Origin of the sequence: Pseudoalteromonas sp. MQS005 (assembly GCF_001661605.1) — a bacterium.
Classification (GTDB): Bacteria; Pseudomonadota; Gammaproteobacteria; order Enterobacterales; family Alteromonadaceae; genus Pseudoalteromonas; species Pseudoalteromonas tetraodonis.
In genome coordinates this window covers 1-26,677 of the sequence record NZ_LYRQ01000059.1, presented here as the reverse complement: position 1 = coordinate 26,677, position 26,677 = coordinate 1, and the positions used below count along the sequence as shown (strand labels likewise).

General features: G+C 40.1%; 22 protein-coding genes and 8 tRNA genes. 24 read left to right on the top strand and 6 right to left on the bottom strand.

Going from position 1 to position 26,677, the window contains the following annotated elements; translation table 11 throughout:
- The first annotated feature begins 55 nt into the window (after positions 1-55).
- On the top strand, positions 56-802 hold the full coding sequence (locus A9479_RS16765) for an alpha/beta hydrolase (protein ID WP_064664067.1): 747 nt from the start codon (positions 56-58) through the stop codon (positions 800-802).
- Between the two features lie 70 nt (positions 803-872).
- Here A9479_RS16765 and A9479_RS16760 read toward each other — a convergent pair whose 3' ends face one another.
- A complete protein-coding gene (locus tag A9479_RS16760; RefSeq protein ID WP_064664065.1) occupies positions 873-2,075 on the bottom strand; it encodes a bifunctional alpha/beta hydrolase/OsmC family protein in 1,203 nt (400 codons plus the stop codon).
- Positions 2,076-2,501: 426 nt separating this feature from the next.
- Between A9479_RS16760 and A9479_RS16755 the strand changes: the two genes are divergently transcribed.
- Both A9479_RS16755 and A9479_RS16750 read left to right on the top strand, forming a co-directional pair.
- Entirely contained in the window at positions 2,502-3,341 is an 840-nt protein-coding gene (locus tag A9479_RS16755) for an isopenicillin N synthase family oxygenase (RefSeq protein ID WP_013464577.1), read from the top strand.
- A gap of 171 nt (positions 3,342-3,512) precedes the next feature.
- Complete coding sequence (locus A9479_RS16750) at positions 3,513-4,910, top strand: DEAD/DEAH box helicase (protein WP_064664064.1); 1,398 nt, start codon at positions 3,513-3,515, stop codon at positions 4,908-4,910.
- A 69-nt stretch (positions 4,911-4,979) separates the two neighbouring features.
- Here A9479_RS16750 and A9479_RS16745 read toward each other — a convergent pair whose 3' ends face one another.
- Together A9479_RS16745 and A9479_RS16740 are read right to left on the bottom strand one after the other, a co-directional pair.
- A complete protein-coding gene (locus A9479_RS16745) occupies positions 4,980-5,726 on the bottom strand; it encodes a DUF3307 domain-containing protein (RefSeq protein WP_064664063.1) in 747 nt (248 codons plus the stop codon).
- A complete protein-coding gene (locus A9479_RS16740) occupies positions 5,726-6,349 on the bottom strand; it encodes a hypothetical protein (protein ID WP_064664062.1) in 624 nt (207 codons plus the stop codon). The genes A9479_RS16745 and A9479_RS16740 overlap by 1 nt, the downstream gene beginning before the upstream one ends.
- A gap of 139 nt (positions 6,350-6,488) precedes the next feature.
- On the opposite strand from A9479_RS16740, the gene A9479_RS16735 reads away from it, so the two are divergent.
- The 9 genes from A9479_RS16735 (at position 6,489) to A9479_RS16695 (ending at position 16,458) form a co-directional block, all read left to right on the top strand.
- Entirely contained in the window at positions 6,489-6,983 is a 495-nt protein-coding gene (locus A9479_RS16735) for an NYN domain-containing protein (protein WP_033103902.1), read from the top strand.
- Between the two features lie 187 nt (positions 6,984-7,170).
- A complete protein-coding gene (gene nudC / locus A9479_RS16730; protein WP_064664066.1) occupies positions 7,171-8,097 on the top strand; it encodes an NAD(+) diphosphatase in 927 nt (308 codons plus the stop codon).
- Positions 8,098-8,100: 3 nt separating this feature from the next.
- Positions 8,101-9,279 carry a cystathionine beta-lyase gene (locus tag A9479_RS16725; protein ID WP_013464584.1) on the top strand — a complete coding sequence of 393 codons (1,179 nt, stop codon included), beginning with the start codon at positions 8,101-8,103 and terminating at the stop codon, positions 9,277-9,279.
- A 143-nt stretch (positions 9,280-9,422) separates the two neighbouring features.
- A complete protein-coding gene (locus tag A9479_RS16720; RefSeq protein ID WP_064664061.1) occupies positions 9,423-10,250 on the top strand; it encodes an ABC transporter permease in 828 nt (275 codons plus the stop codon).
- Positions 10,247-11,155 (top strand): ABC transporter ATP-binding protein, encoded by a 909-nt coding sequence (locus tag A9479_RS16715; protein ID WP_013464586.1) that lies wholly within the window; start codon positions 10,247-10,249, stop codon positions 11,153-11,155. The genes A9479_RS16720 and A9479_RS16715 overlap by 4 nt, the downstream gene beginning before the upstream one ends.
- The gene (locus A9479_RS16710) at positions 11,155-11,529 is read left to right on the top strand and encodes a PH domain-containing protein (protein ID WP_013464587.1); all 375 of its coding nucleotides are present in this window, start codon (positions 11,155-11,157) and stop codon (positions 11,527-11,529) included. Before A9479_RS16715 ends, A9479_RS16710 begins: the two co-directional genes overlap by 1 nt.
- Before the next feature lie 208 nt (positions 11,530-11,737).
- Positions 11,738-12,526 (top strand): putative porin, encoded by a 789-nt coding sequence (locus A9479_RS16705; RefSeq protein WP_013464588.1) that lies wholly within the window; start codon positions 11,738-11,740, stop codon positions 12,524-12,526.
- Between the two features lie 139 nt (positions 12,527-12,665).
- Complete coding sequence (locus tag A9479_RS16700; protein ID WP_064664060.1) at positions 12,666-13,994, top strand: IS4 family transposase; 1,329 nt, start codon at positions 12,666-12,668, stop codon at positions 13,992-13,994.
- A 187-nt stretch (positions 13,995-14,181) separates the two neighbouring features.
- Positions 14,182-16,458, top strand: coding sequence for an acyl-CoA dehydrogenase (locus tag A9479_RS16695; RefSeq protein ID WP_064664059.1), 2,277 nt, complete (start codon positions 14,182-14,184; stop codon positions 16,456-16,458).
- A gap of 126 nt (positions 16,459-16,584) precedes the next feature.
- Here the strand turns inward: A9479_RS16695 and A9479_RS16690 are convergent, their stop codons facing one another.
- Together A9479_RS16690 and cysK are read right to left on the bottom strand one after the other, a co-directional pair.
- Positions 16,585-17,034, bottom strand: a complete 450-nt coding sequence (locus A9479_RS16690) for a hypothetical protein (RefSeq protein WP_013464590.1) — start codon at positions 17,032-17,034, stop codon at positions 16,585-16,587.
- 145 nt (positions 17,035-17,179) lie between these two features.
- Complete coding sequence (gene cysK / locus A9479_RS16685; RefSeq protein WP_064664058.1) at positions 17,180-18,148, bottom strand: cysteine synthase A; 969 nt, start codon at positions 18,146-18,148, stop codon at positions 17,180-17,182.
- 377 nt (positions 18,149-18,525) lie between these two features.
- On the opposite strand from cysK, the gene A9479_RS16680 reads away from it, so the two are divergent.
- From A9479_RS16680 to A9479_RS16625, 12 genes are all read left to right on the top strand, one after another.
- Positions 18,526-19,677 carry a dicarboxylate/amino acid:cation symporter gene (locus A9479_RS16680; protein ID WP_016899481.1) on the top strand — a complete coding sequence of 384 codons (1,152 nt, stop codon included), beginning with the start codon at positions 18,526-18,528 and terminating at the stop codon, positions 19,675-19,677.
- 167 nt (positions 19,678-19,844) lie between these two features.
- The gene (gene uvrY, locus A9479_RS16675; protein ID WP_016899482.1) at positions 19,845-20,495 is read left to right on the top strand and encodes a UvrY/SirA/GacA family response regulator transcription factor; all 651 of its coding nucleotides are present in this window, start codon (positions 19,845-19,847) and stop codon (positions 20,493-20,495) included.
- Positions 20,496-20,504: 9 nt separating this feature from the next.
- Positions 20,505-22,328, top strand: coding sequence for an excinuclease ABC subunit UvrC (uvrC, locus tag A9479_RS16670; protein WP_013464593.1), 1,824 nt, complete (start codon positions 20,505-20,507; stop codon positions 22,326-22,328).
- A gap of 42 nt (positions 22,329-22,370) precedes the next feature.
- Positions 22,371-22,916, top strand: a complete 546-nt coding sequence (gene pgsA, locus A9479_RS16665) for a CDP-diacylglycerol--glycerol-3-phosphate 3-phosphatidyltransferase (RefSeq protein WP_013464594.1) — start codon at positions 22,371-22,373, stop codon at positions 22,914-22,916.
- 139 nt (positions 22,917-23,055) lie between these two features.
- A tRNA-Gly gene (locus A9479_RS16660) sits at positions 23,056-23,131 on the top strand.
- A gap of 28 nt (positions 23,132-23,159) precedes the next feature.
- Positions 23,160-23,233: transfer RNA gene (locus A9479_RS16655), tRNA-Cys, on the top strand.
- A gap of 36 nt (positions 23,234-23,269) precedes the next feature.
- A tRNA-Leu gene (locus tag A9479_RS16650) sits at positions 23,270-23,356 on the top strand.
- A gap of 66 nt (positions 23,357-23,422) precedes the next feature.
- Positions 23,423-23,498: transfer RNA gene (locus A9479_RS16645), tRNA-Gly, on the top strand.
- Between the two features lie 39 nt (positions 23,499-23,537).
- A tRNA-Leu gene (locus A9479_RS16640) sits at positions 23,538-23,624 on the top strand.
- Between the two features lie 65 nt (positions 23,625-23,689).
- A tRNA-Gly gene (locus tag A9479_RS16635) sits at positions 23,690-23,765 on the top strand.
- Between the two features lie 18 nt (positions 23,766-23,783).
- Positions 23,784-23,857: transfer RNA gene (locus A9479_RS16630), tRNA-Cys, on the top strand.
- Positions 23,858-23,894: 37 nt separating this feature from the next.
- A tRNA-Leu gene (locus A9479_RS16625) sits at positions 23,895-23,981 on the top strand.
- Positions 23,982-24,653: 672 nt separating this feature from the next.
- Here the strand turns inward: A9479_RS16625 and A9479_RS16620 are convergent.
- Entirely contained in the window at positions 24,654-26,072 is a 1,419-nt protein-coding gene (locus tag A9479_RS16620; protein ID WP_064664057.1) for a sodium:alanine symporter family protein, read from the bottom strand.
- Between the last annotated feature and the right edge of the window lie 605 nt (positions 26,073-26,677).

Here is a 26,677-nt window from a genome sequence, read left to right as displayed (position 1 = left end):
CTTTATAATAAAAATTAATACTAGTTAAAAATATATAGATAATACAATGAAATGCATGTTAAAAATTATAAAAAAGCGTTTAATATTAAGTGCGCTGACTTTAAGTACTACGCTATTTGCATCATCAAGTTATGCCCAAGACGATGCAATCATTGATGATAGTCGTAATCGCTCTATACCTGTAAATATTACCCTACCAACTAACCACCTTAAGTGCAGCGCGCAAGTAAAATGCCCAGTGGTATTTGTAAATGCGGGGTATGGCATTAGCCACAATGAATACACTTTTGCGAGTAAGCTATTTAATGCGCAAGGCTATTTAAGCATTGCGGTAGCACATGAGCTTAAAAGCGACCCTACGCTTAATGGTGCACAGCCTTATTTGATTACCCGTATGGAAAATTGGCACCGGGGTGTTGTAACACTCAAGTTTTTAGTCAACGAGCTAAGTGTTAAATACCCTGAGTATGAGTTTACAAAACTCACTTTATTTGGTCACTCAAATGGTGGAGATATCTCAGCCTTGTATGCAGCTATTTACCCAAATGAAGTAAGCCAATTAATTACGCTCGATCACCGCCGCATGTTATTGCCACGCAATAAAAACATACATGTGCTCACACTTCGAGGTAGTGATTACCCAGCCGATGTGAACGTGCTTTTAACCGACCAAGAGTTAACTGTTTATCCTGTTACACAAACGTTGATATCAGAATCACGTCATAACGATATGTACGATGGCGGGCCTAAATGGCTGGTGGATAGAATGAGTAAAGAGGTAGCGGCGTTTTTAGAAAATTAAACGGTACAGTCAGCTTTTAAATTAAAATCCTAAAAATAGCGCAGCCACAGCTGCGCTATCTTTGTTTTAGTCACTCCACTAATTCACTCACCACCAAAGGGCTATTATGTAGCGTTTTATGCACAGGGCATTTATCGGCTATTTCGAGTAATCGATTTCGCTGAGCGTCAGTTAAATCTCCTTGTAAGGTTATTTTGCGGGTAATGGCCTCTAGATTGCCGGTTTTTTCACAATCATCACAATCTTGGTTGTAATTTCGGGTATGGTTAAGCTCTACTTTTATATGCTCTAGCGGTAACTCTTTTCGACTTGCATACATGCGAAGTGTCATTGCAGTACACGCTCCAAGCCCAGCGAGTAAATGATCATAAGGGTCTGGGCCTAAGTTTTTGCCGCCGACATCGGTAGGCTCATCAGCAAGCCATGTATGGTTTTTAGTACTCACGTGTTGAGTGAATTGATGATCTTTTTCTTCAACTAATACACTGCCGTTAGTTAATTTTGCACTATAGGGTGTTTTCTCGTATTTAACATAGCGATTAGCCCACGTAGCAATGACGTTGGCTGCGTAGTTAGCGTCTTCTTTATTGCTGAGTAAGTGATCGGCATTATCTAAACTTATAAAGCTTTTTGGATGCTTGGCGGCGGCGTAAATTTTTTCGGCTTCATTAATATTCACGGTGGCATCAATAGGAGAGTGCATAACCAACAAAGCACGCTTAAGAATACCTATATGGCTGTTATCGTATTTGGCGATGTCATCTATAAATTGCTTTTTAATCGTAAACTCACGCCCAGCTAAACACACTTTTGCTTCACCCGACTGGTTTATTTCATCTAAATGAGCAGCAAAGTTATGAGTAACATGCTGGGCATCTGATGGCGCGCCTATAGTCGTAATAGCTGACACTTCGGGTATATGCTCTGCTGCTGCAAGCACCGCAGCACCACCTAAGCTGTGACCTATTAATAACTGAGGTGCTTTAAAGTGTGTTCTTAAGTGATTGGCAGCAGCCACTAAGTCTTGAATGTTTGATGAAAAGTTACTGTTGGCAAAGTCACCGTCGCTATTACCAAGCCCTGTAAAATCAAAGCGTAATACAGCAATGCCTTGCTGAGTGAGTGCGCGGCTTATTCGTGTTGCAGCGGCTACATCTTTAGAGCAGGTAAAACAGTGGGCAAATAAGGCATAAAATTTCACCTCACCAGAGGGCTGTTCAAGTTGTCCAGCAAGTTCTAATTCACCGCTTTTAAAAGAGACTTTTTGTCGCATGAGAATACCTTAACTAATTGATAAAGTGTGTGGTGCTGATAAATAAGAGATTGGTACGATGGGGTGAAAATTCAATACAAGCGTTATTTTGATCTCGATCAAGCTAGAAGGGGCTTGCCAATTGAGTGCGGACATATGTCCTTATAATTTCAAAGGGGTTTGTCTATCCTCGCACAGCATAAAAATGCAGCCTTTATTACTTGAATTAAGTAGTTAAGCTATATTTGAATGTAATACCAGTTTGCATAAACCTGTGATTAATTTAATGTATTAAGTCGTTGTTTATCGGCGTTTAAAAAACCTTATCTAGAACAACTAGATATAATTTTTTTGCGTAGTTAGCATGTAATATTTAGTTAATTTAATGGATCTTTACTCAAGCGAATTGGTAAATGGCTTCTAACAACCTACTTACTGGAATGTACCATGCAATTACCTACAGTTGATTATAAAGCGGACGATGCGGCTGCGCAATTTGTTGAATCGTTGAGAAATACTGGTTTTGGCGTATTAAAAAACCATCCTATTCCGCAATCTTTAGTTGAGTCTATTTATAAAAATTGGCAAGACTTTTTTAACTCAGAGCAGAAGCATGAGTTTTTATTTTCAAAAGAAACGCAAGATGGCTATTTTCCACCGTCGGTATCAGAAGTTGCTAAAGGCCATACAGTAAAAGACATTAAAGAGTACTTTCATGTTTATCCTAAAGGCCGTGTTCCTGCTCAATTAGAAGCTGATGTGCGTGAGTACTACCGTTTAGCTAATGAATTTGCGGCAACATTATTAAGCTGGGTTCAGGCTGAAGCGCCTGAAGAAGTCCGTGCTAAGTTCTCTATCGATTTAAAAGATATGATTGCCCAGTCTGAGCAAACGTTGTTGCGTATTTTACATTACCCGCCAATGACAGGTGATGAAGAACCAGGCGCTATTCGCGCGGCGGCGCACGGTGATATTAACTTATTAACTGTATTACCAGCATCAAACGAGCCGGGTTTACAAGTTCAAAAAACCGATGGTGGTTGGTTAGATGTGCCATGTGATTTTGGTAGTTTAATTATTAATATTGGTGACATGCTACAAGAAGCATCAGGTGGCTACTTCCCATCAACGATTCACCGTGTAATTAATCCATCAGGTAAAGCAACAACCAAATCACGTATTTCATTACCTTTGTTTTTGCATCCTCGTCCAGATGTGGTGTTATCTGAACGCTACACAGCAGATAGCTACTTACAAGAGCGTTTACGTGAGCTAGGTGTAAAATAATCCTTTAGCATATGTAATGCTCAGGTAAATAAAAAGCGGCTGTTTAGCCGCTTTTTTAGTATTTGTGTGTATTGATTTGACACAAAGTAAATAATGGCATGCATTCTGAGCTACTAAAGGTATAATGCGCGCAACTGGCCAATTTGGCCTAATTTGAAATAGAGAGTTTATATGAGTTTTGATGGTTTAGGTTTATCACAGTCTTTAGTTAATGCGGTTTTAGAAAAGGGCTATGAAACGCCAACGCCTATTCAGGCTCAAGCTATCCCAGCAATTATTGCGCGTCGCGATGTAATGGCCGCAGCACAAACAGGTACCGGTAAAACCGCTGGTTTTACTTTGCCACTAATTGAGCGTTTATCGTCGGGCACTAAAGCAAAAAGTAATCATGTACGTGCGCTTATTTTAACGCCAACCCGAGAGCTTGCGTTGCAAGTAAGCGAAAACGTTGAAGAATACGCTAAGCATTCTGATGTGAGTTCGTTTGTGGTTTACGGTGGTGTAAAAATTAACCCACAAATGCAGCGCCTGCGCAAAGGGGTTGATATTTTAGTGGCCACACCTGGGCGTTTAATTGATTTACACAATCAAAACGCGGTTAAATTTGATAGCGTTGAAGTACTGGTTTTAGATGAAGCCGACCGTATGTTAGACATGGGCTTTATCCACGACATTAAACGCTTAATTGCAAAAATGCCTGAAAAACGTCAAAACTTAATGTTCTCAGCAACCTTTTCTGACGACATTCGTGCATTGGCCAAAGGGTTAATTAACGATCCGGTTGAAATTTCAGTCGCTGCCAAAAACACGACTGCTAAAAGCGTGACTCAATGCGTGTACGCAGTAGATAAAGCGCGTAAAACGGCCTTATTAAGCCATTTAATACGTAGCAACAATTGGCAACAAGTACTGGTATTTAGCCGTACTAAACACGGTGCTAACCGTTTAGTTAAGCAACTGGAACGCGATGATATTGTTGGCGCAGCAATCCATGGTAATAAATCTCAGGGCGCACGTGTTAAAGCATTGGAAGGCTTTAAAAGTGGTGAAGTGCGCGTATTAGTGGCAACCGATATTGTTGCCCGTGGTTTAGATATTGTTGAGCTTCCACACGTAGTTAACTACGACTTACCTAATGTATATGAAGATTATGTTCACCGTATTGGCCGAACTGGTCGTGCGGGTGCATTAGGGCATGCCATTTCGTTTGTAACGGTTGACGATGCAGTGGATTTATACGGTATTGAACGCTTTATTGGCGAGTTAATTCCTCGTGCTGAAGAAGAATGCTTTGAACCGGCTAACCCTGTTGCTGAGCGCGCCCTCGATGCTCGCCCACTGCCTGCTAAAAAGCCAAAGAAAAAACAACCATTTAATAAGCCTAAATCTGATAGCAGCAAACCTAATAGCAAAAAGCCTAACAATGGTGGCAATGGTACAGGCCCCCGTCGTGGTGGCTCTAAAAAGCCAGCAGCAAAAACAGACGAGAATGCACAAAACCCTTGGGCAAAACGCCAATCGGTAGGGGGCACTGGTCAGCGCCGTCGTCGTCCAGCAAATAACGACTAATTGTCACTGCGTTTAGTTAAACGCAGCTGCAAAAAAAGCGCTAGCTTTAAGGTTAGCGCTTTTTTGTTTTTAATTTATCAGTAAGTAATTAATGCCTAGGCCAACAAACAGCGTAACGCTAACACTCAGTAACGTGCCTAGCATCACATATTCCGTGAGTTGTTTATCTTTGCTGGCACTTAAGTCGCCAAATCTAAACACGGATTTGGCGGCAATTAAAAACCCAAGCCCAGCAAACTGATCTAATAAAATAAATGTCAGCATAAGTACTCGTTCGAGCATACCAATACTTTGTCCTGCTAAAGGGAGGCTACCATCACTAGAAAAGTGATTAGTTAAACGCTCTAACATCATTCTTATAAATACCGCACTGGGACTTAAAATAATAAGATAACCAGTTATAACCCACAGCACTTTTTCGTTGAACAATAACGCCATAAAATTGTTAGTAAATTGCTGATTATCAGTGAGCCAAATGCTTATCACAACAAGGACGGTGATATGGGCAATTTGGTCTAATAAAAAAGGCACCACGCCTTTATTTGAATACGATTTTGCAATATCAATAAAGTAGTGGCTTATCATAATAATACCGGTTGCCAGTAATACGCTGCTTAGTTGTTGCCAGCCAAAGCTATATTCCCAAAGTGCAACAACGACAGCGCTGGTAACTCCGTGAACCAATACATGGTAGTAAAGTTTTTTTGCTTTAAAATGCCGGGTGTTTCTGTCGTTTACCCAGCTCATGGGTTGCCAATAAAAATCAGCGAGTAAGTGGCCAATAATCAGTGCGACGAGCAATATTGAAAATTCCATTAGTCATATCCTTGCTGTATGCTTTTAAGCCATTGTTGTGTGTGTAAAATAAATCGCTCTATCAGTTGATAGTTAGCAAGATTTAGCAGCTTAGTAACGTTTTCTCGGCTGGTGTTGAGCTCATTAGCTAAGGCAGCATGGTTGTTATTAGTATGGGTTAAATACGAATACAAAGCGTTTGCTTGTTTTTGAGTTATTTTACACAGTAATATATCGACAAACGCTAAGTTTAACTTGAAGCTCTCATCAACCGGTTGACCTGCAATAGCAAATGTAAAGCGCTGGTTTGTCATTTTATCTAGCTCATGACCAGAGAGAGTAAACGCAGAGCCTGTAGCGGTTTTTATACTCGTACCAGGGTTATCTATGTGCCCCAATGCCATGCTTTGACGCAATTCATAGCCGGCAGATTTGAGCTGTAGATAGATAAGAATAGCGGTGGTAACTAACCGTTCACTTTTTTCTACTTGCAGCTGAAATGCATCCCCACGGTAAATATCCCAAGATGTTGTTTTATTACAATTTGCACGTAAACTTTGCTCTAGCTGATAAAGCATGGCATCGTATTGTTGTTTAGGTATTTTTTGCGATTTAATTATATCGCCGCTGATCACACCAATCATATAAATCCAGATAGATTATTTATATGTAACTAATTTTGGTTACATCTTAAAATGTAACCGTATTTGGTTACATTGGGTTTGGTAACTAATTTAGGTTACTTAACACGCAATTGCAAGTATTACTCATTAGGACATAATAATGACCTCACAACAAAGCAGTAAACCTCGTGTAGGTATTTTTGTCGATGTACAAAATATTTATTACACCTGTCGCGAAAGCTACGGTAAAAACTTTGATTACAATGCCTTTTGGCGAATGATAGAGCAACAATACGATATTGAATGTGCGTTTGCTTATGCAATATACCGAGGTGATGAAAAGCAAAATCAGTTTCAAAATATTTTGCGCGCTATTGGCTTTGAAGTAAAACTAAAACCCTTTATTCAACGCCGTGACGGCAGTGCAAAAGGCGATTGGGATGTAGGTATAACCATAGATATGCTAGAGCAGGGAAAGCAGCTTGATAAGGTTATTTTACTCTCGGGTGACGGTGACTTTGCGTTATTACTTGGGCACTTAAAAAATCAATACAATGTTCCGTGTGATGTATACGGTGCTGATAAATTAACCGCAGAGGTACTTAAGCAAAGTGCTGAGCAATTTCATTTAATTGACAATCAGTTACTACTTTAAAAAGTATAAGCGCTGCGTTGGTTCGGTGTAATTTTGAGCAGAATGCCCACCTTCAACATGAGCATTTTTAATACAGCGGGTGCATAGATTAATTAAGCCTAATTTAGGCTTTTTTTATGGCGGTAATAAATTGGGTTTAGTGGATGATTATGGTAATTTTAAGAATCAATTAGTATCAAGGAATTACATGCTTAACTACAGTAATATGCCATTAGACAGAGGCTCAAATGCGCGCAAAGACCCTACTTGGGTAGACGCAAAAAAAACAGCAGACAGCTTATGGCTTTTAGTTAAAGGCAATCACACCTTATTTGCTAACAGTAGCCCTGAGGTGGTGTATTTGGCTTACCTACAGGTGGCACATTTAGATTTAACGCAGGCTATTTTTTTAGGTTCAAATGAGCAGGATAATGCCGTATTTGCGCTAGATGTAACCGCACTCGAAGAGTCGTTATTAGCAACGATTATTGATGGCGCCCAGTTTGCAGATATTCGCCAGTTTGGTACACAGGTGGCGCTTGAAGATGGCTCAAATGCAGCGCTTGCCCGAGGGTTATGTTACTGGCATGCCACTCATAGTTTTTGTGGCCGTTGTGGTACCAAAAATCACTTAGTTGAAGCGGGTCACTCTCGATTATGCGACAATCCTGCGTGTTTGCACCAGACTTTTCCGCGTACCGATCCTGCGGTTATTATGGTAGTAACTAAAACATTTTCTGATGGGATTGAACGCTGCTTATTGGGTCGCCAAGCAACTTGGCCAAAAGGATTGTATTCATCCCTTGCAGGCTTTGTTGACCCTGGTGAAACCCTTGAACAAACCGTGATCCGAGAAGTAAAAGAAGAGGCGGGTATTACTGTGGAAAAAGCTGAATATATTGCTTCGCAACCTTGGCCGTTTCCTTCGTCAATTATGTTAGGTTTTATTGCCACAGCAAGCAGTGATGAAATAAGCACAGAGCAAGATGAACTTGAAGATGCAAAGTGGTTTTCTCGCGAAGAACTTGCGCAATTTAAAGATTGGCACCATCAAGGGGAGCATTTAAAGCTACCTAGAGCTGATTCAATTTCGCGTTATTTAATTGAATATTGGCGTACTCAGATAGAAGGATGAATCATGTCGAGCAAAAATAAAAATACTCAGTTAGTCTCATCAGGGCGCAAAAAAGCGTACACCCATGGCGTAGTCAATCCTGTGGTACAGCGCGCTTCAACGATTGTGTTTGATTCTGTGAGTGAGCTTAAAGAAGCGGCTAAAACACGCGGTGATAAAACGTTATTTTATGGCCGTCGTGGCACCACTACGCATTTTGCCCTGCAAGAGGCAATTACTGAACTCGAAGGGGGTGAAGGCTGTGCCTTATACCCATGTGGCGCGGCAGCGATAAGCCAAACATTGTTATCGTTTTTAAAGTCCGGTGATCATATTTTAATAGTGGATACTGTTTACGAGCCAACCCGTGATTTTTGCGACAAGATTTTAGCGGGGCTGGGCATTACTACGACCTATTATCCGCCCATGATTGGCGCAGATATAAAAGAGTACATTCAAGACAATACCAAAGTGTTGTTTTTAGAATCTCCGGGTTCAATTACCATGGAAATTCAAGATGTTCCCGCTATGGTGCAAGTTGCAAATGATCATAATGTGATGACGGTGCTTGATAACACTTATGGTAATGGTTTGCACTATCGCCCACTTGAACATGGTGTTGATATTAGTATTCAAGCGGCAACCAAATATATTGTAGGTCATTCAGATGTGATGATGGGCGTAGCTGTAGCGAATAAAAAATATTGGCCAACACTTCGTGAACACTCTTATTTACTCGGGCAATGCACCAGTGCAGATGATGCGTATTTAGCACTACGAGGTTTGCGTACCATGGCGGTGCGATTAAATCAGCATGAAAAAGCGGCTATTGAGGTTGCTAAATGGTTAGAGCAGCACGAGTTAGTTGATCATATTCGCCACCCAGCATTTGAAACATGTCCTGGGCATGAATTTTTCAAACGCGATTTTGACGGTAGTAATGGTTTGTTTTCGTTTGTAATGAAAACCGGTAACCAAAAGGCCATTGATGCTTTTTTAGATAGCTTGCAGCATTTTAAAATGGGCTTTTCTTGGGGAGGCTTTGAGAGCTTAGTAACGGCAAACCTATCAATGAAAGGGCTGCGCTCGCAAACAGGATGGGAGCATGGACCTGTTATTCGTTTGCACATTGGCTTAGAAGATGCTGAAGATTTAATTGCCGACTTACAGCAAGCATTAGCTATTTATGAGCAACATTTATAATTACTAATTGTTTAAATTACATTATTTGTTACAAAGCCTACCTCTGAGTAGGCTTTTTTTTGCTAGCAATTCAACATGTTTACACTTAGTGTTGTTAAATAACGCTTATTTTAAAGCATGAACAACGTCATTAAGGATAGTCAATGGCAACACCATTACCAATAAACGTAGGGCGCTTAACTCAAATTGCGGGTTTTGAGCTTGTACGTATGTTTTTAACTAAACGAGGACTTATTGCACTGGCGGCTTTTGCGCTAGTGTGGCTTGTTATTTTACGTTACCCCATAGGGCAGGCAGTGGGCATTATCAGCTCCCCCGATTTTGAACAAATAGCCCGTGATATTTCCGGCTCTATTGGATTAAATAAGTTACTTGATTGGCCTGAAGCCGAATTTGCTATGTATTGGCTAATTGCTTTGTATAGTTTTCCTGTTTTTAGCTTATTTATTTGTAGTGATCAAACTGTGGGTGACAGAGAGAGGGGGACTTTAAGGTTTTTATCACTGCGCTCAACCCGCTTTGAAATACTCTTTGGTCGATTTTTAGGGCAGTTAGCGGTACTAACCTGTTTAGTTGGCATTACATTGGTAGCGACATTGGCGGTGCTCGGGTTTCGCGATCCGAGCTTACTTGCTGGTGGCGTTGGCCGTGCAGTTTCAATATTTTTAATTCTCATTGTTACTTTTGCGCCGTTTGTTGCGTTAATGAGTTTGATTAATACTTTTGCGAGCTCATCTCGCTTATCTATTGTGTTAGCCATTTTATATTTTACAGCCGGTGGCATTATTGTTGGATTGCTGGAGTGGCAAATACCCGCATTAAGTGTGCTTGATTATTTATTCCCTGGTGTGCAAATAGAGTTATTAGCGAGACAGAACTTACCGCTATTGAGTGCATTGGCTATTCCGCTTGTGCAAACAGCGGTGCTACTTGTGGTTGCGCAACGTGTTTTTGCAAGGAGCTCACTATGAAATCATTAATCACAGGGCGTAATTTAAGTAAATCGTACGGCTCAAAACTGGCTCTTAATAATGTGAATTTTGAGATTCAAAAAGGTGCTCCCGTTGCGCTTGTTGGCCCTAATGGCGCAGGAAAAACTACTTTATTTAGTTTGCTGTGCGGCTATATAGCCCCTAGCATGGGAGAGCTTGAAATACTCGGCCATAAACCAGGCAGCGCTGCTTTATTTAATAAAGTGAGTGCATTACCGCAAGATGCCCAGCTTGATCCGCGTTTTAATATAGATAAACAACTTAGTTTTTATGCCAAGCTACAAGGCATGAGTACTAAGCAAAGCCACGTAGAGGCACTTCGTGTGCTTGATTTAGTGGGCCTTAGCGAAATTGCAAAAAACCGCGCTGGGGATTTATCCCACGGTATGCGCAAGCGTGTAACCATAGCGCAAGCATTAATTGGCTCACCACAAATTGTAATGTTAGATGAAGCCACGGCAGGGCTTGATCCTATTCATGCCAGAGAAGTGCGCGAGTTGGTATCTCAGTTAAGTGACCAAGCGACGTTTATTTTAAGTTCACATGATTTAACTGAATTAGAACGACTGTGTTCCCAAGTACTCCATTTGGATAAAGGCGTATTAAGCGAGCACCAAACTAAAGCAGTGAACACCGATAAGCACTTTTACACCTTAATGCTTAGCGACGTGTATCAAAATGTGGAGCAACAACTCCAAGCACTTGAGGGGGTGAGTCGTGTTTATATGAGCCAGCACAAAGAGTACGTGATTGAGTATCAACCAACCAGTGATCCGCTCGATATAGCACTATTGCAATTTTGTCGCCAACATAATTGGCAGTATCGGCAGTTAGTAAATGGCCATACATTAGAAAATCAAATATTTAAACAGGAGAAACTATAATGGGACTATTTAGTGGTTTAATGGGTAATGCCAGTGAAGTGGATGACGCTGATTTAGAGAAAGTGTTGGCAAATACCCTTATTGAAGGTGAGCAAGTTGAAAAAGCGTATAAAGTTGTCCGTGATATGTTTATCTTTACTAATAAGCGACTTATTTTAATCGATAAGCAAGGCGTGACAGGGTCTAAAATGGAAATGATCAGTATTGCCTATTCTAAAATTACTAAATTCAGTAAAGAGAGTGCGGGGCACTTTGATTTAGACGCTGAGTTAAAAATATGGGTAGGTTCAGATCCAACGCCTATTAGCAAGGACTTTAAAGCAGGTGATAACATAAATGATGTTTATAGGATAATCAGCCAGTATTCATTATAGAAACAAACAAAAATCGGTGTAAAATTAAAGTAATTGTTTACAGCTTGTTGCGATTACTTTAACATAAATTACTCCAACACTTTATTACAAATTCCCTAACAAATACAATTGCTTGATTCAGTTTTCGTTCAGTTTCGCGGCGTTAGCATACCCCCACTTTAGCAATGTAGTTAAAGTACAAAAACAATGTACATAGGGATGTTTCATTATGAAAAAGTTAGCAATTATTATTTCAGGTCTTTTATTATCAAGTGCTGCACACGCTGCAGATAGCTATCAATCAATCAGTAACTTAGGCTACACAGATACTGATAACAACGATACTATCAGCGTGGACTCTACTTACTACTTCTCTCCAAAGAGCACACTAGGTCCATACGACCAATTCGAATACATTAACAAGCAAAGCAACGTATTTGGTGGCTACGCTGATGACGATTTTGGCGATGTGACTGCTATTGGTGGTGAATACTTCGTTGAAGATTTTGTTGTTGGTGCGTCTTACCAAAATGCTGATTACAACTCTAACAACGAGTCATACACACTTTCTGCTGGTTACTTCTTCAACCCTGACTTACTTGCAAAAGTAAGATTTGTTGATCAAAAAGATGGTGATAACGTTACATTCTTTTCTTTAGCATACAACCACATGCTAAACGATACAGATTACGTAGGTATCACTGTAGAATCAGATGATGATTTTGATTCTCGTTCAGTAGCTGCTAAATACTTTGTTGATTTACAACAAGGTAACTACTTAACAGTAGAAGGTACATTTGTAAGCCTTGACGAAGCAGATGATCAATGGAACGTAGAAACAAACTACTACTTCTCTAAAGCGACTTCTGTATTTGCAGCTTACGATAAAGAAGACAACTACAGCTTTGGTGCTCAACACTTCATCAATAAAAACATTGGTTTAAAAGTGGGTTACGGCAACAACGCAGATGACTCAGATAACGATGCTTACTTTGCTAACATGCGTTTTCAGTTTTAATTAAATAATTAAAACCAGTTAAGTAGTAAAAAGCCCACATTTTGTGTAATGCAGATCAGTTAAGAATATTTTTATGATCACTTGACTGATCTTTCCATGGCTTCAAAATCCGATATTAGAAATAATATCGGATTTTTTTATGTCTCTCATTCAGCACTTCGATAACATGTCTTCATTTTTAAATGATGTACATACACTAGATAAACTTAAACAGGTTCTTGACCCTGATATTCTTGAGCAAGCATTTAAACATGCAGGTGTTGCTACTGTGCGTAAAAGGCGATTACCGCTAGAAGCTGTTATGTGGTCTGTAATTGGAATGAGTTTATTCCGAAACGAAACCGTTTGGGATATCGCTAATAGACTCGACATCTCTTTACCCGGAAAAAACAAATTAGTAGCGCCAAGTGCGCTAGTTCAAGGTCGGCAAAGGTTAGGCTATGAGTCAGTCCAACATACGTTTCAATTACTTGCACACAAAACCTTTTCCACCCAGTCTTTTGAACAATGGTGCGGACTTAATTTACTCGCTGTAGATGGCGTTAGTTTTCGAACTCATGATAATCAAGAAAACAGAGAAGCATTTGGCAGTGACAGTAATCAACATGGAGAGGTAAGCTACCCACAAGTACGAATGTGTAGCCTTATGGAAGTATCTAGCCATTTACTGTTAGATAGCAGCTTTGACTCCCGTCGCATAGGTGAAATGAGCTTAGCTCAACGACTATTACCAGCCGTACCAGATAATTCTCTTACCTTGTTTGACCGCGGCTATTACTCATTAGGACTGTTGCATCAATGGCAAAACCAAGGAGATAACACTCACTGGATGTTACCCGCGAGGAAGGATTTACAGTATCAAGTTGAATATAGTATAAATGACAATGATAAAATAGTGATTTTGTCCACAAGTCCTCAAGCCAGAAAGAAATTTGAGTCATTACCAGAGACCATGATGGCAAGATTAACCACCTATAAAGTGGATGGGAAAAGCTATCGTGTACTCAGCTCTCTCATTGACACTTTACGATTTCCATATGAAGAATTAACAGAGGTTTATACTCAACGCTGGGAAATTGAGCTGGCGTTTAGAGAAATAAAGCAGGGATTGAATCATAGCAAACACACGTTACGTAGTAAGAAACCAGACATGGTACGTCAAGAGTTATGGGGGTTATTACTCGCTTACAATTTAATACGTATCGTCATGCTTGATGCAACTAAAGATGAGGATATTTTGCCTACACAGCTAAGCTTTAGCCAATCTATGCGACAGGTTATCGCTTTCTTTATGTTTACGCCAATACATAGTGCAAGTAAGTTGCCTATTCATTACGATGAGTTACTGACAACACTTAGATTGTTTATTTTACCCGATAGGTTACCAGATAGGCATTATCCAAGGGAGATAAGAAAGAAGCCGAATAAGTACCCCTATAAAAGAAAATGCCAGTCAGTTCTTAACTGACTGGCATTACACATTTTGTGGGCTTTTTGCTGTGTGTAATAAATTAGTGACTTTACTCATCGTTATATTTTAATCGCAATAGAATAACTTCATCATTTAGTGGCACTCGTCTGACAGCCCATTGTATTTAAATTAAGATCGGTCATAATTAAATCAGTGTTTTTATAACTGTAAAAGGAATGTGCTCATGTCAGTATTTATTATATTACTGGTTGTGGTGGTCGTGGTGTTTGCGATTAAAGATATCCGCCTTAATTTAATTACTCGACCTACTTTTAAGATGTTTAAAAAGGTGTTGCCGCCATTATCGCAAACAGAGCGAGAAGCCATGGAAGCGGGCGATGTTTGGTGGGATGGCGAGTTATTTAGTGGTGAGCCTGACTGGCAAAAGTTACATAATTATCCGCGCCCTAAGTTAAGTGAAAAAGAAACTGCATTTATAGATAATCAAGTTGAAACTTTATTAGCCATGCTTGATGACTATAAAATTGTACAAAAAGACAAAGATTTACCTAAAGAGGTTTGGGACTTTTTAAAAACCGAAGGGTTTTTTGCAATGATCATCCCTGAAAAATTTGGGGGTCTTGAATTCTCTGCTATTGCTAACTCTACGATAGTGTCAAAAATTGCGACTAAAAGCTTAACGGCCGCCGTAACGGTCATGGTACCAAATAGCTTAGGTCCTGGTGAGTTATTACTGCATTACGGAACAACTGAGCAACAAAATCGTTGGTTACCTAGCCTTGCAAAAGGCGACGATGTACCTTGTTTTGCATTAACGGGCCCAGAGGCTGGCTCTGATGCTGGCAGTATTCCAGATTCAGGCGTGGTGTGCAAAGGCGAGCATGATGGTAAGGAAGTGTTGGGACTGCGTTTAAATTGGTCAAAACGTTACATTACCCTTGCGCCTGTGGCGACTGTGTTAGGTCTTGCATTTAAAATGTACGATCCAGATGGATTGTTAGGCGATGAAAAAGAGCTCGGAATAACGTGTGCACTTATTCCAACTGATCACCCAGGTGTTAAAACAGGAGAGCGTCATTACCCACTTAACATGGCGTTTATGAATGGCACAACGTACGGTAAGGATGTATTTATTCCGCTTGATTGGATTATAGGTGGCCAGCAAGGGGCAGGGCGCGGTTGGCGCATGCTAGTAGAGTGTTTAAGCGCAGGGCGTGGTATTTCATTACCGGCATTAAGCACAGCAACAGGGCACTTGGCAGCTAAGATGACCTCGGCTTATACGGTTGTACGCCAACAGTTTGGCGTGTCAATTGGGCAATTTGAAGGCGTACAAGAAGGGTTGGCACGTATTGGTGGACTAACTTATGCATTGGAATCATGCCGATTAATGACCGCAGGTGCAATTGATTTAAAACTTAGCCCGTCAGTAGTAACTGCAATTGCAAAGTACCACATGACAGAAATGGGTCGAACGGTAATGAATGATGCAATGGACATTCATGCAGGTAAAGGGATTCAGGTTGGGCCTAATAACTATTTAGCACACGGTTATATGGGTATTCCCGTCTCTATTACCGTAGAGGGCGCTAATATTCTTACCCGTAACCTTATGATATTTGGCCAAGGTGCAACCCGTTGTCATCCTTTTGTGTTAAAAGAAATGGAAGTTGCAGCAATGGATGACGATGATGCTGCACTTGAGCAATTTGATGGCTTATTAATGAAGCACATTGTATTTGCACTGAGTAATGCAAGTATGGCCTTGGTGCATGGTTTAACTCGCAGCTACTTTGCCAAAGCGCCTGTGTGTGGAGAGACGGCCGTCTATTATAAACAATTAGGTAGAATGAGCCGAGGATTGGCGTTTACAACGGATGTTGCAATGTTGATGTTAGGTGGTGAACTTAAACGTAAAGAAATGATATCGGCACGTTTAGGCGATGTGTTAAGTCATTTATATATTGCATCGACGGTATTAAAGCGTTTTGAAGATGAAGGGCGTCAACAAGCTGATTTGCCTTTTGTAAAATATGCTATAGAGACATCGTTATATGCAATAGGCCAAGCATTTGATGGCTTCTTTAAAAACTTTTCTAATCCAGTGATTAACTTTGCACTTAAGCGTATTGTTTTTCCATTAGGTAACCATTATCACAAACCAAGTGATGCTATTGCCCAGCGTATTTGCGAGCACATGACTCAACCAGGGGTATTTAGAAATAGACTTACCCATTTGTGTTATGTGGATGAAAATGCCGGAACGGGTGTTATGGAAAATGCTTTCTTAGCAATGCACGATATGCACAATCAATTTAAGCAGTTGAAACAGTGGCAACGAAAAGGCAAGGTGCCTGCCACCTATGATATTGAACAAGCGATTGATTACGCACTTGAACACGAGCTCGTAACGAAGGTTGATGGTGAGGCAATGCATCATGCTAATAAGCTAAGAATGCAGGCTATTGCGGTTGATAACTTTAATCCAGAAGACATCTAACGCTGAGTTATAATAATAAAGAAGATAATAAAAAAGCCTTAAATTTATGATTTAAGGCTTTTTTTATGTTGTGTATTTTTTAAGCTCGAATATACGGTTATCTTTACTAAGGCTCTGAATGACTGATCAGCGCCCGTAAGGATCGGCGATGATTTTATCTACGTACCACTTACCTTTTATTTTAAGCATTTCAATGCTGCGGAAATCATCGATTTTTTTACCATTAAAATAACCGGTAAACACAATGTTTATTTTAGCTTGATTGCCATACTGTTCTCGCAGGCTTGAATTTGACATATCAATTTCAATCACAACTTCATCGTACTGTAAATTAATAAGACTACGCGCAAACTGTTTGGCCGTCCCATACGATTTCATTATGCGGGCTAATTTAGGCGTTGCGAAATCGCTGGCTTTTTGCAAGTTATGCTGGTTATAAAGCGCATCAAAATACACAGTAGCAGTGTCGCCTGGACGATCATTGTCAATATACTGCTCTTTAGGTTTAGTATTTTCATTACAGCCAACGATCAAAATACTAAAAATGAGCACAAAAATGGTTAAAATTGTTTTCATATTTGGTCAGGTTGATTACTTATACATAAAGTGTGTGATGGAATGGAGAAGATGTAAAGAGGAGTGAACTAAATAGATAGTAACTTATTAAAAAAGCAATAAAAAAGGATGTTAAAAAACATCCTTTTTTAATCAGAACGCTCGATTATTGAACAAGCTCTTGTTCGCTAAACTCTTCGTCAAACATCGGGCTTGATAAGTAACGCTCTGTTGCACTTGGCAAAATAACCACAATATTTTTATCTGCATTTTCAGGACGTTCAGCAATACGTTTCGCTGCAACCACAGCTGCACCTGATGAAATACCAACTAAAATCCCTTCTTTTTTCATTAGCTCGTGACACATTGCTATACATTCTTCATTAGAGACTTGCTCTACACCATCAATTATTGATAGGTCTAAATTCCCAGGAATAAAGCCTGCACCAATACCTTGAATCTTATGTGGCCCAGGTTTTACTTCTTCACCAGCAAGTGTTTGGCTAATTACCGGAGAGTGGCTTGGCTCTACAGCGATTGATTTTACATTTAAGCCTTTTTCTTTTTTAAGATAACGGCTTACACCTGTGATAGTTCCACCAGTACCAACGCCTGCAACAAAGAAATCGATTTTGCCATCAAGTGCATCAAAGATTTCTGGGCCAGTTGTTTCAAAGTGAATTTTAGGGTTTGCAGGGTTTTCAAATTGTTGTAATAAAATAAACTTTTCAGGGGCTGATGCTTGAATTTCTTTGGCCTTAGCAATAGCACCGTTCATACCTTTAGCACCGTCTGTTAGTACAAGATTAGCACCGAGTGCTTTTAATAGCTTACGACGTTCTAAGCTCATGGTGTTTGGCATTGTAAGCGTTAATTTGTAGCCGCGTGAGGCTGCTACAAATGCCAGTGCAATGCCCGTGTTACCTGATGTTGGCTCTATAAGCTCTTTATCTTTGGTAAGTTGACCTGATTTTTCAGCTTCCCAAATCATCGATGCACCAATACGGCATTTAATACTAAAGCTTGGGTTACGCGACTCAATTTTAGCGTATACATTCCCACCTGTAACACGGTTAAGTTTTACCAACGGTGTGTTACCGATGCTTAGTGAGTTATCTTCAAAAATAGTAGACATAATGTTCCTTTAGGTACAATCTGATCAACACATTAACAGTTAGTCTGTTAACTTTATAAGCCTACTTTACTGTGAGATAAAAAAAGTTAAAGTAAGCTTTGGCTATAACATATATTAATTCCGCTTATAACGGATTGAACTAAAAACTCAACCTGTTATTTTTTTAGTTATTAAAAAGGTGAACTTGAAGCCATTTGTTCGTTTTTAACTTTGTACTGTATTTTTTGTTTATGTAGTCGTTATTTAAACAAATCAACACTACATACTTATATTTTGTTGGTTAATTGTGCAAATGAACTGCGGTTGAACAGTTTATTGACACAAACTATTCAAAACATGATAAAAACACATTATCTAAATTCAATAAAGTAATCACCATGAAGTTAATCTTAAAATTAATTGCCGGTATTGTGGCCGGTATTTTAGTCGGACTCTATATTCCCTTAACTGGCGTTGAGCTTTTATACACAGTAAAAGAGCTTATTGGCCAGCTTATTAGTTTTACAATTCCACTGATTATTTTGTTTTTTATTGCCTCTGGGATTGCCGGGCTTCCTAAAGGGTCAGGGCATTTACTGGGAAAAACGGTTGGTTTTGCTTACGGCTCAACAATTATTGCCGGTACCTTAGCGTTTTTATTAGTCACAGCGATTATTCCGTTCCTAAGCGGTGGAATTTCATTTGAAGCTGAAGCAGTCACCGAGGTAGGTAGCTTTATTGACTTAGAAATTCCACCATTAATGGGTGTAATGACTGCTTTAGTCACAGCATTTGTATTTGGTATTGGTATGAGCCAGCTAGGTTTAGACACATTAAAAACGGTGTCTGATCAAGGGCGCGATATTATAGATGGTTTACTTGCTAAAGTAATTATCCCAGCATTACCGTTTTACATTGCTGGTGTGTTTGCTGAAATGACCGTGGCAGGTACCGTTGTTGATACATTACAGGCCTTTGGTGTAGTACTCATTGCCGCATTAGTGATGCATTGGTTATGGTTGAGTGTGCTTTATATTGTATCGGGCCTATTACTTAAGCGTAATCCTATTGAGCTAATTAAAAACATGCTACCTGCGTACTTTACTGCATTAGGAACCATGTCGAGCGCGGCAACCATTCCAGTCTCTTTGCAATCAAGTAAAGCAAATAACGTTAAAGAAGATGTAGCTAACTTTACAGTCCCATTATGTGCCACTATTCATCTATCAGGTTCAACAATTACAATAGTTACCTGTGCTATGGCTGTGATGTTTTTATCGCCTAGCATGGAAGTACCTTCACTAATGGCTATGCTGCCATTCATTATGATGCTAGGTGTGGTTATGATTGCTGCACCAGGTGCCCCAGGTGGCGCGGTAATGTCGGCGTTAGGTTTATTAACTAGTATGCTTGGTTTCAACGAAGGTGCAGTGGCACTAATGATTGCGCTGTACCTTGCACAAGATAGCTTCGGCACTGCGTGTAATGTAACTGGCGACGGTATCATTGCTTTGTGGGTAGACCGTTTTAGTGAAAAAGCCTCAGCTTAAATCACTATGGTGTATTTACCTACGATAGGTAAATACGCTTTGACAATATTGGGTCATAGCGACCGACGGCGAAAGCATAATATTAGTTATGGTTTCGTCGTATCTATGCTAATGTTGAAAATTAATTTTGTTAACTTGCATCTTATTAGGCTAGTGAGGGTGTTCCATTGATTAACGTACTTTTAGTTGATGACCATGAACTTGTGCGCACAGGGATCAGACGTATTCTTGATGACATACGTGGTTTTAAAGTAATAGGTGAAGCTAAAACAGGCGAAGAGGCTGTACAGTTTTGTCGTCAACATGCGCCAAATATAGTATTAATGGATATGAACATGCCTGGTATGGGGGGGCTTGAGGCAACTAAAAAGATTTGCCGTTATTGTCCCGATGTAAAGATTATTGTGCTTACAGTTAATTGTGAAGACCCATTTCCGAGCAAGGTTATGCAAATTGGTGCTCATGGTTTTTTAACCAAGGGGGCAGGATCTGATGAAATGGTGCGTGCTATACGTTGCGTGCATGCAGGGCAACGTTATATTGCGCCAGAAATAGCACAGCAAATTGCGCTTGCACAGGTTACTGGGCGAACTGATGAAAACCCATTTCAAAGTTTGTCTGAGCGTGAACTGCAAATTATGCTGATGATCACCAAAGGTGAAAAAGCACAGGATATTGCTGAGCGCTTAAATTTAAGCTCTAAAACAGTAAACAGTTATCGCTACCGTATGTTTGAAAAGCTTAACGTAGGGGGCGATGTAGAGCTTACTCATTTAGCCATACGTTACAAAATGATTGATATAGATATCTCTTACTAGTCGATATATATGTCTGAATTTGATCATGCCCAGTTTTTAAAAACATTATCGAGTGAGCCTGGCGTTTATCGCATGCTCGATAATGACAACCAAGTTATTTATGTCGGTAAAGCTAAAAGTTTAAAAAAGCGGGTGAGCAGTTACTTTCGCAGCAACATTACCGACAGCAAAACCCGTGTTTTAGTGAGTAATATTTGTAATATTGAAGTCACACTTACTAATACAGAAACAGAAGCGCTTCTGCTTGAAAATAACCTCATTAAGAAATATCAGCCACGTTATAATATTCTGTTACGTGATGATAAATCGTACCCGTACATATTACTCACGAATCATAAGCACCCTCGTTTAGCCTTTCATCGTGGTAGCAGAAAAGTAAAAGGCGAATATTTTGGCCCGTTTCCAAGCGCTGGAGCCGTATCAGAAAGTTTGCGTTTAATGCAAAAAATATTTCCGGTACGTCAATGTGAAGACGCCTACTACCGTGCGCGTAGTCGGCCATGCTTGCAATACCAATTAAAACGTTGCTCTGCGCCGTGTGTTAATAAAGTCTCTGAAGATGAATACGCGCAGCAAGTTGATTATGTCCGTAAATTTTTAACCGGTAAATCCCATGAAGTAATAGCTGATCTTATCGCTAAAATGGAAAAAGCCAGTGAGCAGCTTAATTTTGAACTCGCAGCTAAAGTTCGCGACCAAATTATGCTATTGCGTAAAATGCAGGAGCAGCAGTCTATCTCAGGTAATTTTGCTGAAATGGATGTTGTAGGTTTTGCCCATTTAAATGGCTTAAATGGGATTCATCTATTAATGATCCGCGATCATAAAGTGCTGGGTAGTAAAACTTATTTTCCAAAGGTGCCTAAAGACTCACAGGAGCAGGAAATCTTAACCTCTTTCTTAGGCCAATATTACTTAGCGCCGGGAGCAACAGGGCGCATTGCCAAAGAAATCATCTTACCATTTGAAATTGAAGAAAGTGATGCGCTCAGCGAAGCACTAACTCAAATTAGTGAACGTAAAGTATCGCTTAAAGTGGTTACTCGTGGTGAGCGAGCACAATACTTACAGCTAGCGAATAAAAACGCATTAAATAGTATTACGGTTAAGCAAAGCACTCAAGACTCTATAAACAAGCGTTATGCTCAATTAAAGGCTACCTTGCGTCTTGACGACATTAATCGCATGGAATGTTTTGATATCAGCCACACCATGGGTGAAAACACCGTGGCCAGTTGTGTTGTCTTTGATTCTCAAGGGCCTAACAATAAAGAATATCGTCGTTACAACGTCACGGGCATAACCGGTGGCGATGATTACGCCGCTATGGAATTTGCACTAAACAAACGTTATAACAAGTTAGTGGATGAAGATAAAATTCCTGATGTTATTTTTATTGATGGTGGTAAAGGCCAATTAGGTAGGGCAGAACAATACTTTGAAAACTGGCCGCATGCAAAAATGCCACTATTAGTTGGGGTTGCAAAAGGCACTAGCCGTAAACCAGGCCTTGAAACTTTACTTATTGACGGTGGGCGTAAAACTATTCCTATGGATTCTGATGCACCCGCACTGCATTTAATTCAGCATATTCGCGATGAGTCACATCGCTTTGCTATTGCAGGACATCGAAATAAGCGTCAAAAACAGCGAACTCAGTCGCTATTAGAAGAAATAGATGGCGTTGGTTCAAAGCGTCGACAAACATTATTAAAATATTTAGGGGGCATGCAAGGCGTAAAAGCTGCTAATATAGAACAGCTAAAGAAAGTTCCTGGGATCAGTCCTGACATGGCTGAGAAGATATTTAACCATTTGCATGACAAGGGCTAGCCCTATGTGCGAATATAGAAAAAAAGACATATCCAAGTAGTTATGTGGAATATTCCAAACACACTCACAACGTTTAGACTCTTTCTTATCCCCATTTTTTTGGTGATATTTTATATGCCTTATTCATGGGCATTCTTTGTTGCTGCCTTTATTTTTTGGCTTGCTTCAATCACTGACATACTCGATGGCTATTTAGCGCGTAAGCTTGAACAATCAACGCCTTTTGGTGCGTTTTTAGACCCTGTTGCTGATAAAGTAATGGTGTGCGCTGCCTTGGTTGCTTTATCTGAGCATTATCAATCTTTGTATATGACTATTCCTGCACTTATTATTATAAGCCGTGAAATTGTTATATCGGCGCTACGAGAATGGATGGCTGAGCAAGGCAAACGCGGCAATGTAGCTGTATCCGATATGGGTAAGTTAAAAACCGCAGCGCAAATGTTAGCCATTATTGGCCTAATTTGGCAGTACGATACCTGGATGATGTATTTAAGCTATGGCTTACTTTATATAGCGACGTTTTTAACGCTCAGTTCTATGGTGCAATATTTAGTTGCAGCATGGGCAGAATTGACCAAAAATTGATTGTAAACGTCTAATAACGCACCATTTTAGATAAAAAATAATCAAACAGTTCAAAAGTAGCATTTTTTGTGTTGACGCGTTTAATAATCTCTGTAGAATGCGTCCGTGTTGAGAGGGCATAGCCCCCTAGATAAACAAAGCGGCACTAGCTCAGTTGGTAGAGCGCGACCTTGCCAAGGTCGAGGTCACGAGTTCGAGCCTCGTGTGCCGCTCCAGTTTATCTTTAAGCTAACCTAGTATTGAGGCGGAATGGCAGAGTGGCCATGCACCGGATTGCAAATCCGTTTACCCCGGTTCGACTCCGGGTTCCGCCTCCAATCAACACTCCACACGCTTTAATTAGCAAACTCGATGCCCGAGTGGTGGAATTGGTAGACACAAGGGATTTAAAATCCCTCGACTAACAAGTCGTGCCGGTTCAAGTCCGGCCTCGGGCACCACGTTGTGGTTTGGTTACATACACCAATATGTAACTTATAAAAAATCTTATTTAGAATTAATATGATGCGGCACTAGCTCAGTTGGTAGAGCGCGACCTTGCCAAGGTCGAGGTCACGAGTTCGAGCCTCGTGTGCCGCTCCATATTAGTTTTATCCACTTGCTTTAAATAGCAAACTCGATGCCCGAGTGGTGGAATTGGTAGACACAAGGGATTTAAAATCCCTCGACTAACAAGTCGTGCCGGTTCAAGTCCGGCCTCGGGCACCACTTTGTGGTTTGGTTACATACACCAATATGTAACTTATGAAAAAATTATTTAGAATTAATATTATGCGGCACTAGCTCAGTTGGTAGAGCGCGACCTTGCCAAGGTCGAGGTCACGAGTTCGAGCCTCGTGTGCCGCTCCAAATTATTTGATATGTTTAGGCGGAATGGCAGAGTGGCCATGCACCGGATTGCAAATCCGTTTACCCCGGTTCGACTCCGGGTTCCGCCTCCAAATAATTACTCCACACGCTTTAATTAGCAAACTCGATGCCCGAGTGGTGGAATTGGTAGACACAAGGGATTTAAAATCCCTCGACTAACAAGTCGTGCCGGTTCAAGTCCGGCCTCGGGCACCACTTTATATTCTTTCCGTAAAATCTAATTAAATCATCATATCTTTATTACTAAGTCCCTTTAGGCACACTAATTTACTACCCCCTGTTGTTAGCAATAATGGTTTGTTGCAAGGTCTGATACATACTCTTGGCTCACCAACAGATTGTCACTGATCACTTCAGACTTTTTTACAAGTTAATCAAGGTGTAGTGTAGGTCGTTAGCTAAATCATAAACTAGACTCTTTAATACCAGTTCGCTTAATTAAGCGGTCTATTTTGAGGCAGGAAAAACGGGTTGATAGCTAGGCAAAAAAATCGCTATTTAGTTGTTCTAAATGAGAATTTTTCAACACAGATAGCGACACGTTTAGCCCCGCAAAATGATTGAGTATTATTGCGGATTGGTATAATAAGCGCAGTGTTAGTTATTATGGTTATGCAGTAATGTATATAAACCTAAGCAGGGATGTCGTTATAAGCATTGAGACCTACTACATAGGTTATTAAATTTACTTGTAGGATGCTTATAATGTTTGGATAAGGTGAGCTTATAGGTAGATTGGGCGGCTTTAATAACGTCTATCTTCACACTAGTAATTTATCAGTAACTTTTAGATTAAAGTTAAATCAATAAAAAACCCGAAATGACAATGGCCGTTTCGGGTTTTTAACTTGAAGTTATAAAAACTAATTATTTACGCCAAATACCTTTTGGAATAGTTTTATTGAGTTTGTCGTTTTTACTTGGATCAAACGTCGGTAACTTTCCGGCGCGTCGCTGAGCGTTATAATCTTTAGCAAGCCACACCACAACACCTGAGAGCATAAATAATGCGATTACGTTCACTATTGCCATTAAGCCCATAGATACATCAGCTAATGTCCACACTAGTGGTAATTCGCCCAATGCACCAAACATTACCATACCTAACACTAATAACCTGAAGATCAACATGCCAGATGCGTGGTTATGCTCTAAGAATAATAAGTTCGTTTCAGCATACGAGTAGTTAGCCACAATAGATGTAAATGCAAAAAACAAAATAGCGACTGCTACAAATATGGCACCCCAGCTGCCTACATGTTCTTCAAGGGCTGCTTGTGTAAGCGCTATACCCGTTACATCTGAGCCTGGCACTAATTGCTCTGATAATAAAATAAGAGCAGCAGTTGCAGTACAAATAATAATAGTATCTACAAATACACCCAGCATTTGTACATACCCCTGTGAAGCAGGGTGAGGTGGGTTTGGTGTTGCAGTTGCTGCAGCATTCGCAGCACTACCCATACCGGCTTCGTTTGAGAACAAGCCGCGCTTGATCCCTTGGATCATCGCTTGCATTACCCCATAACCAATTGCACCGGCACCCGCTTGCTCAATACCAAAAGCACTTCTGATCACATGCATAAATACATCAGGTAACTCAGTGTAATTTACAGCACATATATAAAGTGCAACCACAAGGTAAGCAGCAGCCATAAATGGAACGGCTAATTCAGCAAATCGAGAAATGGTTTTTAGACCGCCAAATATAATAATACCTGACCCAATAACAAGAGCGATACCTACTATATAGTTAGGGATACCAAAGGCGACTTCAAAAGCCGCAGCAATAGAATTTGACTGTACTGCGTTAAAAACTAAACCAAAGGCTAAAATTAAGCACAATGAAAAGACAACACCCATCCAACGCTTACCAAGTCCGTACTCCATATAATAGGCCGGACCACCACGGAAGTTACCTTCTTCATCTCGTGTTTTATAAGCTTGTGCCAATGTACTTTCAGCAAAGCTAGTAGCCATACCAATTAAAGCAATTAACCACATCCAAAAAATAGCACCTGCGCCACCTAAATAAAGTGCAACGGCAACACCTGCCATATTACCAGTACCAACACGGGCTGCTAAAGAAGTACAAAATGCTTGGAAAGAAGAAATGCCGCCGTCAGAGCCTTGACGGCTTTGAAACATGACTTTAATCATATGTGGAAACTGTACAAATTGGATAAAACCAAGACGTATTGTAAAAAATAGCCCTGCAGCTATTAATAAGTACACTAAAATATGACCCCATAAGAGACCACTTATACTATTTATTATATCTGTCATGTGCGTTACCTAGTGAACGAGTTGTAAATATCGGGCGCAACTTACCACAAGCACAGTAAATAGTTTAGTAAACAGCGTAAAAAAATGAGTTATCCACAGGGTTTTGTGGGTAACATGTGTGTCTAGGTGGGGTATCTTTGGGGTAAAAATTAAATGCAAAAAAGCCTTTAAAAACGCTTGCGTTAAAATCGATTCTCCCTATAATGCGACCCCACTGAGACGGGGAACTCCAACGCATAGTGAAGCAGGAGCTGCTCAGAAAGTCGAGTAAAACTTGAGTTTAGATTTTTGATAAAGTTTAAAATTAAGTGTTGACAAAAAAATAGGAAAGCGTAATATGCGCAGCCCTAGCGAGATAAAGTTAAGCGCTTTAATCGCAACGTTCTTTAACAAAAAGCAATCATCTGTGTGGGCACTCGTACAGATTGAGTTCTAACAGCCAAGCTACTTCGTTCTTTATTGAGCAAGTAAGGCGGCAAACAAATTTAGAGTCTCAATTGAAACTGAGTGACCAACAGAATAGTTACTTAGGTAATTATTCAGCACAGTCAATTCAATATCGAAAGATATTAAATAAATTCAGAATTCATTGAGCTGTCGAAAGA